Here is a 14,321-nt window from a genome sequence, read left to right on the forward strand (position 1 = left end):
TTGTACTGAAATCGTTGGAATTCAAGGGTTAATTAACTGTCATCTTCTGTGAAGTTAGTTGGCAGCTCTTGCTTCATCTCGTTCCAGATTTGTGCACTTTCCATACCGTAGTGACGAATCACGATTGGTAGTTGATCGCGCTGGCCTGTTTCACACGTTTCTAGAAGCTGACGGTAAAAACTCAGAGCCAAATCACGTGATGCTGGGTTTGAGAAGTAGTAGCTGCCTACGCGATCATAAAGCTTTCTTAGACCGTTGAAGATCAATCCGTAAATCTGGTTGCCAGAATGGAACGCCAAGCGTTGGAACAACATGTAGTCGTAGAAATTGAATGTCTTAGCAATCAGGATTTCTTGACGCTTCGCTTCATCTTTTTCGTTGTCTTCTTTTACGCTTTGCAGGATCTTGTCGGCGTATGGAGACGCAGCAATAAAGTCATCCCAAGAAGAGGCACTAACAAGCGCTTCACAAGACTCAATCACGTTCTGGATTGTGCGCTCAGACGCCTCTTTGTTTGCTTTAAACGCATAGCGCATGAAGATTGGACTGATGTTAGTACGTGCCGCAAGCAAATCTTCAACGATGTTTGTTGCGTTATCAACGTCTAGCGTCATTAGCGTGTCCAAGATATGCAGACCAGAGGTCTCCATGAATTGGTTAACTTTGGTTGGTTTACCGTGTTGGATAGTCAACCAACCGTCTCGCGCAAGACGCTGAAGCACTTCACGTAACGTAGTACGAGTAACACCAATAAGTTCAGATAGCTCACGTTCAGCGGGTAAGATTGAGCCAGGTGGAAAACGGCCGTTCCAAATGCTCTCGATAATGTATTTTTCTGCGAAACCCGCAGGGCTCTTAGCCTTAATGACCATTCTGTTTTTATCCAATATTGATTTCTAAGGGTCGATACCACTCATCATACCACTACTTAACGATTTGCGAAAATTAACGATCAATAAATGAAACGAAATCTCAATATAGAGTTAATACTCTACATATATATTCAATTCAAAATGTTAATCACTTTGAATCAAACTCGTAAAATTTATATTTTGGACAAATCCTACTGACCACAAACGCAGGAAAAATAAAGCCTACCTCGTCACATTTTTCTGCTCAAAATATGCAAAATAAATTTATGTTTTACGATTAATATTCTTTCTTAATTGATCTTTTCTCGTAATTGACTTGGTTTTAAATTCCAAGGTGATTTTTTTTAAGCTTTTCATGGTATAGTAACGCCGTTTTGATCGCGTTATTACAAATAAAAAGCAGTTTTAGTCGGCAGCATCACGTTTTGTTATTGACTATAAAATGCCGAAGTGTAGAGTTGCGGTCGAAAGTGAGCGGTGCTTAAGTTCAGGGGAAGTAACTTGGCAAGACTACAGTGAAACAAGGGATTGTTGTTTTTCTAAGTTATTGTTTTAAAAGGCTAAATAATAAGTCTAACAAACAGATACTTAAGCACTATTGTAGTGTCTATTCATAATTTTGTTATAAAGAGAATTATCATGCCGATGTCGCTCGGAAATGCCTTTATCAAGAACTTTCTTGGTAAAGCGCCTGATTGGTACAAAGTTGCCATTATAGCCTTCCTAATTATTAACCCGATTGTTTTCTTCCTAATTGACCCATTTGTTGCAGGTTGGTTGCTAGTAGCAGAATTTATTTTCACGCTAGCAATGGCGCTGAAGTGTTACCCACTTCAACCAGGCGGTTTGCTTGCAATTGAAGCGGTTGCTATCGGGATGACCAGCCCTGCCCAGGTGAAGCATGAGCTGGTTGCGAATATCGAAGTTCTTCTACTATTGGTATTCATGGTTGCGGGTATCTACTTTATGAAACAGCTTCTGCTGTTCATTTTTACGAAGATCCTGCTTGGTATCCGTTCTAAAACATTACTTTCACTCGCATTCTGTTTCGCAGCAGCGTTTTTGTCAGCATTTCTCGATGCACTGACCGTTATCGCCGTTGTCATCAGCGTTGCAGTGGGTTTCTACTCGATTTACCACAAAGTCGCTTCTGGTAACCCTATCGGTGACCATGACCATACTCAAGATGACACCATCACTGAGCTTACGCGTGACGACCTTGAGAACTACCGTGCATTCCTACGTTCATTGCTAATGCATGCTGGTGTAGGTACTGCGCTTGGTGGTGTAACAACAATGGTTGGTGAACCACAAAACTTGATCATTGCAGACCAAGCGGGTTGGTTCTTTGGTGAATTCCTGATTCGAATGGCGCCAGTGACTCTTCCTGTTTTCTTCTGCGGCTTGATCACTTGTGCAGTAGTAGAGAAGCTAAAGATTTGTGGTTACGGTGCGCAGCTGCCTGATAACGTGCGTCAAATCCTTGTTGATTTCGACCGTGAAGAGCGTAAAACCCGTACTAACCAAGACGTAGCTAAGCTTTGGATTCAAGGTCTAATCGCAGTTTGGTTAATTGCAGCACTTGCTCTGCACTTAGCGGCCGTAGGTCTGATTGGTCTTTCAGTTATTATCCTTGCAACCTCATTCACTGGTGTAATTGAAGAACATTCAATGGGTAAAGCGTTTGAAGAAGCCCTGCCGTTTACAGCACTTCTTGCCGTGTTCTTTGCAGTCGTTGCTGTAATCATTGACCAAGAGCTATTTAAGCCGGTTATCGACGCTGTACTTGCAGTTGAAGACAAAGGCACACAGCTGGCGTTGTTCTATGTCGCCAACGGTCTGCTTTCAATGGTCTCGGATAACGTTTTCGTGGGTACGGTCTACATTAACGAAGTAAAAGCGGCACTGATTGATGGCCAAATTACTCGTGAACAGTTCGACCTACTAGCAGTAGCAATTAACACAGGTACTAACCTACCTTCAGTTGCAACGCCAAACGGCCAAGCTGCGTTCCTATTCCTGCTAACATCCGCACTGGCACCATTGATTCGTCTATCCTACGGTCGCATGGTGATCATGGCACTGCCATACACTATCGTACTGGCGCTTGTTGGCTTGATGGGCATCATGTTCTTCCTAGAACCAGCAACCGCATTCTTCTACGATGCAGGCTGGATTTCGCCAAGCAGTGGTGATCTGGCTCCTGTTGTGTCAGGTGGACACTAAAAATTTGAGTTGATTAGGAAACTTATCCAAGTTAAAAAGCTCTGAGTATTCAGAGCTTTTTTATATTTCAGACAGGATTGTAACCGTGAGTATTTTTGCATCACTTAATCAGTTTTCGAAAGGACGCTTATCTTGGCTCCTTCTCCTTTTAGCGATTATCTTTTTTGAAGCCTGTGCCCTATTCTTCCAACACGTTATGATGCTAGCACCTTGTGTTATGTGCATTTACGAACGTGTGGCAATGATGGGAATTGGTTTTGCCGCGATGATTGGCCTTATCGCACCAAACAACCCACTCGTTCGCTGGATTGCATTAGCAGCATGGGGCGCAAGTGCTTACAAAGGTTTGATGCTCGCGATGCAGCATGTGGACTATCAATTCAACCCATCACCATTTGCAACATGTGACCTATTCGTGACGTTTCCAAGTTGGGCACCATTAAACCAGTGGGTTCCATGGATGTTTGAAGCATACGGTGACTGCGCGAAGATTGTGTGGCAGTTCCTTGGTCTTTCTATGCCTCAATGGCTTGTCGTCATTTTTGCGGGTAACTTAGTCGCTCTTGCATTCATTGTGATTGCGCAATTTGTTCGTGGTAAGCGCAAGAATCCAATCCAGTAACGTTTTTCCGACTTCTAAGTACTGAAAACGAATACAAAAAAGCCGACCATGAGGTCGGCTTTTCTTTGCAATTCGATTACTTACCGCAACATTGCTTAAACTTCTTACCGCTTTCGCATGGGCAAGGGTCATTACGCCCAACACCTTTGAAAGGGTTCAAACTCTTCGACTTTTTGCCGACCATCAATTCGTCTGCACCAAGTGCAACTTCGTTGATCATCAGGTCAAACTGCTCGATGAAGTCCACAAGCGCTGGCGGCGTTTCAATACCCACATCACGCATCTGTTGCTGAGTTTGCTCTTCATCAATCGCCAGCATCATCGTCGTCAAAAGTGCTTGCAGCATTCGCTCAAGGCCATCGTTCAATGTGACATCATGCCACTGCTCTTCAATCATCGGCCAGACAGACATAAAGCCTTCAGCAAAATCCGCTAACTGCTTTGGGTTGGCTTCTGTCAGCGCAAGTATAGAGTACTCGTTGCGCAGAATGTAGTTGTGCTGCTTGTGAATCTGCTCTTCAACCATTGGCTGAATCGCTTTAAAGCCCTCACCTAGCAGTGGCTCTAGCCATGTTTCCGGTGCTAACGGTTTCGTTGTCAGGTTCGCAGCTAGGACCGCCCCTTCCATAAACAGCGAAGATTCTTCGAGTTGAACTTCACCTTTCTCAATTAATGTGTATTGCATGTCATCTGGTTTCCCATGAATTTGGCGGCATTATACCCCACAGCTAATAAGATGCTAGTTGATGTCACTCGATGCTGATGAGTCTTTTAATGACAAACTTCCCTCACATCGCTACAATCGCCCTCCTTTTTACCACCAAACTGTATTAGGCAAGCTATGCGAGTTGTATTAGGCCCGATGGAAGGCGTTTTGGACCATTTAATGCGCCAAATCCTGACCGAGATAAACGACTATGATCTGTGTGTGACAGAGTTTGTTCGAGTCATCGATCAGCTATTACCTGATCACGTATTCCATCGTTTGTGTCCTGAGCTACTTCAAGGCTCACAGACCGCATCTGGCGTGCCTGTTCATGTACAATTGCTTGGCCAAGAGCCGAATTGGATGGCAGAAAACGCAGTCAAAGCAGCGGAACTGGGCGCACGAGGTATTGATCTTAACTTTGGTTGTCCGGCAAAACTGGTAAACAAAAGTAAAGGTGGCGCGGCACTTCTTCAGCACCCAGAGTTCATTCACAACATCGTAAAAGCATGTCGTGATGCCGTACCAAGCAATATTCCTGTCACTGCGAAAATTCGTCTCGGTTGGGAAAACCCTGAAGACTGCTTCGAGATTGTAGATGCGATTCAATCTGCTGGAGCAAATGAGCTGACGGTTCACGCTCGTACAAAGCAAGGTGGTTACAAAGCCTCGGAAATCAAATGGGAATACATTACCCAGATCCGTGAGCGTTTTTCTATCCCACTCATCGCTAATGGTGAGATTTGGAACTACGAAGATGGCCAACGCTGCATTGAGACCACAGGAGTGGATTCTCTGATGGTATGTCGTGGCGCATTCAATATTCCAAACTTGGGTAACATGGTGAAACACAACCAGCAACCAATGGCTTGGCCAGAAGTTGTCGAGCTGCTGATCTATTACTCTCAGTTTGAAATGAAAGGCGATAAAGGTTTGTATTATCCGAACCGCGTTAAGCAATGGTTCTCTTACCTACGCCAAGCCTACCCTGAAGCAAATGAGTTGTTCCGCGAAATTCGTACATTCAATAAAGCAGCGCCGATCGTTGAGCACATTCAACGTTACCGCGACGAGCTGCAATCTCGCGTCGCATAGTGGTTGAGATAATTTGAGAGTACAGTGAATTAAGAATAAGAAAAAGGGCGATGAATTCGCCCTTTTGTGTTTCTATCGCTCGCTAGTTCTAGTGACAGATTTTGTTTTTGCCCGTGCTTTTCGCTTCATAAAGCTTCTCATCGGCAAGCTTAAACAGCTCATCAAAGCTTTCCAGTTGAGCAGCAGACTTAAACTCCACACCACCTGAAACGGTAAAGCCACCAGCAACCACCTTACGTGAACTCTTAGCGATCGCCTTTCTTACTCGTTCTAAAATTCGAAGCATACTTTCAAAATCTTCGTCGTAAATAGCAAGTACAAATTCTTCACCACCGAAGCGTGATGCGACATCTGAATGACGAATATTGTCTCGGATGCATTTTGCCACCAAACGAATCGCATCATCCCCCACATCATGTCCATGGGTGTCATTGATTGATTTAAAGTCATCAATATCGAATACCGCCAGTGCGACGTGTTTTTTAGTCATCTTATTGCGCCATACAGCCTGTATGCCACGTCGATTCAATAACCCAGTCATTGGGTCTTTCGCCGCCAACTCTTTGAAATAACGACGCTCTGTTTGAGTGTTGACTAGGAACAATGCCACAGTGCTCAAAACATAAATAAAGAAAGCCACCGCGACGCTGTACTTCTCGAACGCCAATAGATTCTTCAATTCACTCCAAAGGTCGTATTCATAGAAAATAAGGTGATTGGCACTCAAACGCTCATGTTCTATAAGCCTTAAACGCATCACATTGTCAGGAACATCCATTACAGCAGAAATAATGTGTAGCTTACCTGCCATGTTTTCATTTGCTTTTAATAACCCATCAACATCGAAATCAATCGATAACACGCCTTGGTGCTCATCTTTTTCATAAATGGGCACGGTCAAACTTACGACTTGTCCATCATGTCTGTCTAACATAGGCGCAGGGCCTGACATGGTCACTTTCATCGTCTCTTGAGCTGTTTTTTGCCAGAATGGTCTCGCCTTTAGCGTCTCCCACAGCTGTTGAGAGAAATATTGAGCATAGGTATCTGGCGAGGAGATGATGTAGCCTCGTTGATCAATGTAGTGAATCGCAACGATATGGGACTCAATGTCATGAAGGAAAGAGAGAGATGGTGCAAAGCCAGCTTTTTTTTCTGCCAACTTAAACAGCTTAGTGCCAGGTTGGCAAAGCGATTTTTGTCCCACGATCATGTAATCTAACTCCACTGCAGGTAACCCACCTGAGTGTTTGTTCTCTAATAGCAGAACATCTATCGGCCACACGTAACATAAGCCATTTTTTTCCATATGGTTATGTTCTTTAAATAGCGGGTGCGCGGGATTCGAGTAGTTAACAAAGCTGTAGTCCAACGCGGTCAATACTTTGATTGCGCGATCGATGGCACGGTCAACTTGAGAGTACTCTAGCGTGATGTAACGATTCATCGCATCGTAGTAGTTCTTTGCTGTCACCAGCATGACAACACAGAATAAAAAGAGTGGGAAGAAGATGACAAACTTGAGGCTAAATCGCCTTTTATTACCCATTGAGCACCATTGTTTCTAATAATATAAGCCCTTCGAAAGCTTAGATTATCGAAGGGCTGTTTATAGTTTTATATTTATGTATTCATAAATTTTAATAAAGAAGGCGCTCGAAGTCACTCGATCTGCCATATTTTGCAGTTCATTGCTGGGATATTGACAGAAAAATGACGTTCGCCACTTACAACTTCACCTTTGTCTAATAATTGATGCAACTGTTTTGCATTTAAGCCAACTTGCCATAATGGAAGGTTAACATTTCGGTCGTATTCATCGAGGTTAAATGCCACAACTATTGCTTCTTCTTTCCATTGTCGAACGAAAACCATGACCTGTTCATCACAGTAAAGCCACTGCAAACTTCCGGACTGTAGAGCCTTGTATTGCTTGCGAATTCCTATCCAATTTTGATAAATCGGCAACCACTCAGAAGCCTCAATCAGCTCCCAAGGAAAGCAACGACGGTTATCAGGATCTTGTCCGCCTTCCAACCCAACTTCACTACCATAATAAAGGCATGGAGTGCCGACATAAGTCATGAGTAAACCCAGTGCAAGGCGCATTTTTTCCTTATCGCCATTCAAAAGCGTCAGAAAACGGGCGGTATCATGACTATCTAATTGATTCAGTTGAGACAGCTGGTTGGCAAATGGTACTTTTGCTCGCGCTTCATCCACCCACTCTTTGAAATCTAGTACGTTAATGTCGATCGGATCGTACATGATGTCTTGCTTGGCAATCAGGGCACGAACAGGGTGCGCGAACCCGTAGTAGTTCATCGCTCCATCTTCTTGTCCACCTTGCAGCCATTGAGTCGCTTCAAAGAAATGCTCTCCTAACACATAAGCATTAGGGTTGATCGCTTTGGTCGCTTTACGAAACGCTTCTACATAGTGAGCATTGTTTTTTGCTCCCTCGCCTTCTCCCAGCATATGGATTACATCAAAACGCCAACCATCGACAGAATATGGTGGTTTAAGCCAATGCTTGATAACCGCTTCCTCACCTTGATAAATATGATCGCGGACTTGTTCGTTCTCAAAGTTCAAAACCGGTAAATTGCCGATTCCTTTCCAGCCAATGTAATTGTTGGTTTCGCCCTCAAAGAAGTAGTAGTCACGGAAGTCTGAACTCGGATTGCCGTACGCACCCTGACCTTCTTGCTTCAGGTCGAACCAAGGATGATGAACCGACGTATGGTTGAATACCGCATCCAATACTATCTTCATCTGTTTACCGCGGAGCAGTTCACACAACTGTGCAAACTGCTCATTGGTACCAAACATCGGGTCAATAGTAAGGTAATCTTTTGTGTCGTACTTATGGTTGCTTGGCGCAGTAAAGATAGGATTGAAATACAGCGCAGTGACTCCCAACTCTCCCAAGTAGTCCAGTTTCTGCTCAATGCCTTTCAAATCACCGCCGAAGAACTCACGCGCCCCCGTGTTGTGGTGAGCCCCAACGGCCTCACCCCAAGATTTCACCATGCTATCCGGATCGTATTGGGCGTAAGCATGTCGAATCGTTTGTTCATCTTGGCTAGCCGAAAAACGATCAGTAAAGATCTGGTAGAACACCTGTTCTTGCACCCAACTAGGTGGCTGAGACTGCGTGTTCAACTTAAAGTGGAATTCTTTCGGCGGCATACGCTTATGCACACCTCTGCCATCGAGCCAAAGTTGCTGATTACCCTTAAGTAGCTTGAATACGTAATGGGTGACGTCACGGTCTCGGTTTGCTGCAAACTGCGCTTGCCACAACTGAAGCTCACCTGCGTTACCATAAGGCTTCATCTCTATGAGGTATTCTTCGTTGTCTGGTTCACAGCGCACGTGCACGCTATCAAACTCGATGTTTTCGGTTTTCAAAGTGACGGTAAGTCGTTCACCATCGAAAACAAGGCCATCTTCAGTCTGGCTATGGAAGAGAAATGGAAGGGTCATGGTAAGCGCTCTTAGTATTGGAATATTCCACTATTTTATTAAAGAGCACCCATCTAAAAATCCTCCTTTTAAAAATACCGTACGGGTCATTTTCTCAAGGAGGATCACATTTGGTAGGCGTAGTCGACAAACACTTTAAGCTAGTTCAGCAACAAGCTATCATCTGCCAACTCTTCTCCACGCACTTTAGAAAACATTTCCAATAAGTCTGGTACTTGCATATTCGCTCTTTGCTCACCTGCGACATCAAGAACAATCTCTCCTTGGTGCAACATTACTGTCCTGTCACCACAGGCCAGAGCATCCTTCATCGAGTGTGTCACCATCATTACCGTAAGATTAAACTCGGTGACAATGCGCTTGGTCAGGTCTATAACAAAAGCCGCCATACGAGGGTCTAACGCAGCCGTATGTTCATCAAGCAGGAGTAGTTTACTGTCTGAAAGTGTTGCCATAACCAGACTGACTGCTTGACGCTGCCCCCCAGAAAGTAGCCCAATGCTGTCCCCCAAGCGATCTTCAAGCCCTAAACCCAGAATGCTGATGCGCTCTTGAAACAGCTTGCGACGTTTCGCTGATAGCGCCATCCCCCACCCGCGACGCTGACCCCGCATGTAAGCAAGCGCCATGTTTTCTTCAATCGACAAATCCCCACAAGTACCAGCTAGTGGGTCTTGGAATACGCGAGCACATTGAGTGGCGCGTTGTGCAACCGTCTTAAGGGTTACGTCTTGTCCATCAATGATCACTTGGCCGCCAATCATCGGCGTCTCTCCTGTCACGGCTCCAAGCAGGGTTGACTTCCCTGCTCCATTGGAGCCAATAACGGTGAGAAACTGATGTTCAGGCACTTCTAACGAAACACCTTTCAAGGCTCTGTTTTCCAGAATGGTTCCGGGATTGAAGGTCACTTGAATATCATTGAGTTCAATCATAGTGCCTCTCCTGAACCATTTTTTGATGTCGATTGCTTAGCATTGTTCAAGCGTTGTTTCGCTTTCATACTCTGTTTCAATTTCGGCGCAATCAACGCCACCGCAACGAGCACGGCTGTAACCAAGTTTAGATCCGAAGCTTGTAGACCAAACATGCCGGAACTCAGGGCAAACGCGACTGCGAGGCGATAAAGTACCGAACCAATAATCACCGCACAAACCGCGACCCAGATTTTCCGACCTGGGATGAGGGTTTGCCCAAGGATAACCGCCGCAAGACCAACTACGATGGTGCCCACGCCAGAGGTGACATCGGCAAAGCTGTTGGTCTGAGCAAACAAGGCTCCAGCAAAACCAACAAACCCGTTAGACAGCGCCAAGCCAAAGTAAGTGTAAAAGCCAGTACTCGCCCCTTGCGCTGCCACCATTCGGGCGTTCACTCCCGTTGCTCTTAACCCCAAGCCAAAGTCACTGTTAAGGAGGCGTACAACAAACAGAGCGGAAAGTAAGACCAGCACACCAACAACCAAAGGTCGGATGTACATGGCGTCCCCCATGGCTTCAAACGGGGTGAGAATAGTGTCTTCCCCAAGCAGCGCCATGTTCGGCTTACCCATGATGCGAATGTTGATAGAGAACGCCGCAATCATGGTAAGAATGGAAGCAAGTAGATGAAGAATGCCACAACGAACGGCGAGAAAGGCGGTCACCCACCCAGTCATGCTACCTGCAATCACGGCCATTCCGGTGGCAATCCAAGGATTGATGCCCGCAACAATCGCGGTTGCAGCAACGGCGGCGCCCATAGGGAAACTACCGTCAACACTTAAGTCAGGGAAATCAAGAACGCGAAACGTCAGGTAGACGCCCAAAGCAACTAAGCCATATATAAGACCTATCTCGAGCGCACCAAAAAAAGCAAATGCAGACATAACTGCTCCTTTCTGCACATATCAGGTCGGCTTCAAACCGACCTGAACATCACTATTACTGCATGCTAGTCGCACGTTTCACAACAGAACTCGGTAGTTGAATGCCAAGTTTGGTTGCGGCTCCTTCATTCACAACAAGATCAGAACCGGTTGCGACTTTCACATCCAGCTTGCCAGGATCTTGCCCTTCCAAAATAGCAGCAACGTAGTCGGCAGTTTGAACACCCACTTGGTAGTAATCAAAACCCAAGCTCGCAATAGCGCCTTTTTCTACGTAAGAGGTTGCACCGCCAAAGACCGGCTTCTTCGCTTGGTTTGCCGCAACGATCATGCCCTCAATAGCACTGGCTACCGTGTTGTCTGTCGGCGCGTAAATCACATCGGATTTAGCCGCAATAGCTTGCGTCGCGGACTGAACATCGGCACTTTTGAGAGCCGTCGCTTCTACCACTTCAAGACCGTTGGCCTCTGCACTCTCTTTTAGCAGTTGCACCAGAGTCACCGCGTTTGCTTCACCTGGGTTGTAAACCACACCGATAGATTTAGCCGCAGGCAGAATTTCTTGAATCAATGCAACGTGCTGTGCCACAGGAGACAAATCGGAAAGACCGGTGACGTTTTTACCCGGCTGATGCATGGATTTCACAAGCTTTGCGCCCACCGGATCCGTTACCGCAGTAAACACCACTGGGATAGAACGTGTTGCAGACACCAAAGCTTGCGCTGACGGTGTGGCAATACCCACCAGCACATCTGGGCTCTCGCCCACATATTGACGGGCAATCTGTACCGCTATAGCTGGGTTGCCTTGTGCGGTCTTGTAGTCAAACTCTAGGTTCTTACCTTGCTCATAGCCCTTGGCTTTCAAGCCATCTATCAAGCCTTGACGAGTCGCGTCGAGTGCTGGGTGTTCTACGATTTGAGAAACCGCTACGGTCGCGGTATTGGCAAGCACACTAGCAGAGGAGAAAGCTGTGGTTGCGGCAAGAATAGCAGTGGCCAGTATACGTTTCGTTTTCATCATGACTCCTTGATGTCTCTTCGTCCTTGAACTGAAAGCCTCATCGAAAATGAATGCTCAACAGAAATAATCCGGAAGATGGGATGTTGTGTTTATAACTGTGCACTTTTTGTGCATCTGTTTTTCATTATTAACGCTAACTCTCGGGAAAGAAAAGCAAGACTTAACAACAATGTAACATTTGTGATCTCGCAATCGGTACGAAAGGCGGTTATTGCAAATTAGAAAGGAGTGAAGTCAGAAGCGCAGGCATAAAAAATGGAGTGGCAATTGCACACTCCATTTCAGTAGTTGTGGTTTTGTTAAGGGTCTAGAACCAACGTTCGAGAGCCGTTTTGTCTAATTGACGGAATGCACGGTTCAGGATGACCGCAAGCTCTTTGTATCGCGGGCGCGCTTTGACGGGCTCGAGCGCAAAACCTGTTTCTGTGATTTTTTGATGCAATTCGCGATACCAAGAGGCTAATGCAGGGGGCAATTTGGTGTTGGAACGACTGCCCAACCACCACATACCTTGCAGAGGCATACTTATTGCAAACAATGCAACTACGATGGCTTGAGGCAGTGCATCATAGTTATTGAAAGCCATTTGAGTGAGCACACTGATCGCGGCGACCGCTGGCATCACTTTAATGCCAAAACGCGTTGCTTTGATGATACGTTGTTCGGGAAAAATGGCGTTCAGCTCTTTACGAACCGGCCAGATCTCCATGTAACTTTGGCCGTCTTTCAGGCTATGGATTAATCCGACTTGTTTGCTCATACCGCTCTCTCACTAAAAAATAGTTGAACATTTCAACTAAAGGCGCAAAAAATTGATGAAAGTTAATATTCTTTCAAAATTTTTTTGTTATCATTGCCTATTATCGCTATCCTTTGCAGACCCTCAATCTCATTGTTGCCGTTATTTACAATTTAAGCAACTCCGAGATTTTATTCTGCACGGATCGCTTCATAGTGGTGGATGGGTTCATCACTATTCATTTATACGGAATTAGAACGATTTTTGACCAAGATTAGTACGCAGCCTTGCGGGTATCGTCTATTCTTGTGATTAATTTTTCATCCTTTAACTGATTTTGATCAGACGAATAAACAGGTAGTCATACATGTCTAAGCTAGTTTTAGTTTTAAACTGTGGTAGTTCTTCTCTTAAATTTGCTGTTGTAGATGCAGAAACAGGTGCAGAGCACCTAACCGGTCTTGCTGAGTGTCTTGGTCTTCCAGAAGCTCGTATGAAGTGGAAACTTGATGGCAAGCACGAAGCTCAACTAGGCGCAGGCGCAGCTCACGTAGAAGCACTATCTTTCATGGTAGAAACTATTCTTGCTTCTAAGCCAGAGCTTAAAGCTAACCTAGGCGCTATCGGTCACCGTATCGTACACGGTGGTGAGCAGTTCACTCAATCAGCACTGATCACTGACGACGTACTTAAGGGTATTCAAGACGCTGCAACTTTCGCACCTCTTCACAACCCAGCTCACCTAATCGGTATCGAAGCGGCTAAAGTAAACTTCCCTGGCCTACAAAACGTTGCTGTTTTTGACACTGCGTTCCACCAAACTATGCCAGAAGAGTCTTACCTATACGCTCTTCCATACAACCTATACAAAGAGCACGGCATCCGTCGTTACGGCATGCACGGTACTTCACACCTATTCATCACTCGTGAAGTTGCGAACCTACTAGACAAGCCAGTTGAAGAAGTAAACATCATCAACTGTCACCTAGGTAACGGCGCTTCTGTATGTGCAATCAAGAACGGTAAATCTGTAGACACTTCTATGGGTCTAACTCCTCTTGAAGGTCTAGTAATGGGTACACGTTGTGGTGATATCGACCCAGCTATCGTATTCCACCTACACGACGCTCTAGGTTACTCTGTTGAACAAATCAACAACATGCTAACTAAAGAGTCTGGTCTTGCTGGTCTAACTGAAGTGACTTCTGACTGTCGTTTCGTTGAAGACAACTACGGTGAGAAAGAAGAAGCAACACGTGCAATGGACGTGTTCTGTCACCGTCTAGCTAAGTACGTAGCGGGTTACACAGCTTCTATGGAAGGTCGTCTAGACGCAATCACGTTCACTGGCGGTATCGGCGAGAACTCTGGCCCTATCCGTGAAATGGTTCTAAACCGTCTAGGTATCTTCGGTATCGAAGTTGATGGTGAAGCTAACCTTAAAGCTCGTTTCGGCGGCGAAGGTACTATCACTACAGCTAACAGCCGTATCCCAGCAATGGTTATCTCTACTAACGAAGAGCTAGTAATTGCTGAAGACACTGCACGCCTAGCAGGTCTTTAATAGATTAAACTGGCTAGCCACTCCGGCTAGCCAGTTTTTCTTCCAAAGAATTTCTTAGGGGCTTAACTCCTATTCTCTGAATTATTCATGGAATAAGAGTTGAGCTTTTATCCCCCA

General features: G+C 45.4%; 12 protein-coding genes. 4 read left to right on the forward strand and 8 right to left on the reverse strand.

The annotated features are described in order from the left end of the window. Window positions 1–32: 32 nt before the first annotated feature. A complete protein-coding gene (fadR, locus tag GXP65_RS17180; RefSeq protein WP_005433233.1) occupies window positions 33–872 on the reverse strand; it encodes a fatty acid metabolism transcriptional regulator FadR in 840 nt (279 codons plus the stop codon). 639 nt (window positions 873–1,511) lie between these two features. Between fadR and nhaB the strand changes: the two genes are divergently transcribed. Together nhaB and dsbB are read left to right on the forward strand one after the other, a co-directional pair. Further along, window positions 1,512–3,098, forward strand: a complete 1,587-nt coding sequence (nhaB, locus tag GXP65_RS17185) for a Na(+)/H(+) antiporter NhaB (protein WP_038889866.1) — start codon at window positions 1,512–1,514, stop codon at window positions 3,096–3,098. 85 nt (window positions 3,099–3,183) lie between these two features. Next, window positions 3,184–3,720, forward strand: a complete 537-nt coding sequence (dsbB, locus tag GXP65_RS17190) for a disulfide bond formation protein DsbB (RefSeq protein WP_005433241.1) — start codon at window positions 3,184–3,186, stop codon at window positions 3,718–3,720. Window positions 3,721–3,796: 76 nt separating this feature from the next. On the opposite strand, the gene GXP65_RS17195 is transcribed toward dsbB, so the two are convergent. Beyond that, on the reverse strand, window positions 3,797–4,405 hold the full coding sequence (locus tag GXP65_RS17195) for an SEC-C metal-binding domain-containing protein (RefSeq protein ID WP_162093343.1): 609 nt from the start codon (window positions 4,403–4,405) through the stop codon (window positions 3,797–3,799). Between the two features lie 156 nt (window positions 4,406–4,561). Between GXP65_RS17195 and dusC the strand changes: the two genes are divergently transcribed. After that, window positions 4,562–5,521: a tRNA dihydrouridine(16) synthase DusC gene (gene dusC, locus GXP65_RS17200; RefSeq protein ID WP_010645699.1), complete on the forward strand. Its 960-nt coding sequence runs from the start codon at window positions 4,562–4,564 to the stop codon at window positions 5,519–5,521. Window positions 5,522–5,609: 88 nt separating this feature from the next. On the opposite strand, the gene GXP65_RS17205 is transcribed toward dusC, so the two are convergent. From GXP65_RS17205 to yfbV, 6 genes are all read right to left on the reverse strand, one after another. Further along, a complete protein-coding gene (locus tag GXP65_RS17205; RefSeq protein WP_162093344.1) occupies window positions 5,610–7,070 on the reverse strand; it encodes a diguanylate cyclase in 1,461 nt (486 codons plus the stop codon). Window positions 7,071–7,183: 113 nt separating this feature from the next. Beyond that, window positions 7,184–9,010 (reverse strand): maltodextrin glucosidase, encoded by a 1,827-nt coding sequence (malZ, locus tag GXP65_RS17210; RefSeq protein ID WP_162093345.1) that lies wholly within the window; start codon window positions 9,008–9,010, stop codon window positions 7,184–7,186. Window positions 9,011–9,150: 140 nt separating this feature from the next. Next, window positions 9,151–9,945 (reverse strand): ABC transporter ATP-binding protein, encoded by a 795-nt coding sequence (locus GXP65_RS17215; protein WP_050912771.1) that lies wholly within the window; start codon window positions 9,943–9,945, stop codon window positions 9,151–9,153. Then, a complete protein-coding gene (locus tag GXP65_RS17220) occupies window positions 9,942–10,877 on the reverse strand; it encodes an ABC transporter permease (RefSeq protein ID WP_010645704.1) in 936 nt (311 codons plus the stop codon). The genes GXP65_RS17215 and GXP65_RS17220 overlap by 4 nt, the downstream gene beginning before the upstream one ends. A 55-nt stretch (window positions 10,878–10,932) precedes the next feature. Further along, window positions 10,933–11,898, reverse strand: a complete 966-nt coding sequence (locus tag GXP65_RS17225; RefSeq protein WP_038889859.1) for an ABC transporter substrate-binding protein — start codon at window positions 11,896–11,898, stop codon at window positions 10,933–10,935. 310 nt (window positions 11,899–12,208) lie between these two features. Beyond that, complete coding sequence (gene yfbV / locus GXP65_RS17230) at window positions 12,209–12,661, reverse strand: terminus macrodomain insulation protein YfbV (protein WP_038889858.1); 453 nt, start codon at window positions 12,659–12,661, stop codon at window positions 12,209–12,211. A gap of 346 nt (window positions 12,662–13,007) precedes the next feature. On the opposite strand from yfbV, the gene GXP65_RS17235 reads away from it, so the two are divergent. Then, window positions 13,008–14,204, forward strand: a complete 1,197-nt coding sequence (locus GXP65_RS17235; RefSeq protein WP_005433250.1) for an acetate kinase — start codon at window positions 13,008–13,010, stop codon at window positions 14,202–14,204. The last annotated feature ends 117 nt before the right edge of the window (window positions 14,205–14,321 follow it).

The organism is Vibrio sp. LB10LO1, assembly GCF_010092875.1.
Taxonomy (GTDB): domain Bacteria; phylum Pseudomonadota; class Gammaproteobacteria; order Enterobacterales; family Vibrionaceae; genus Vibrio; species Vibrio campbellii.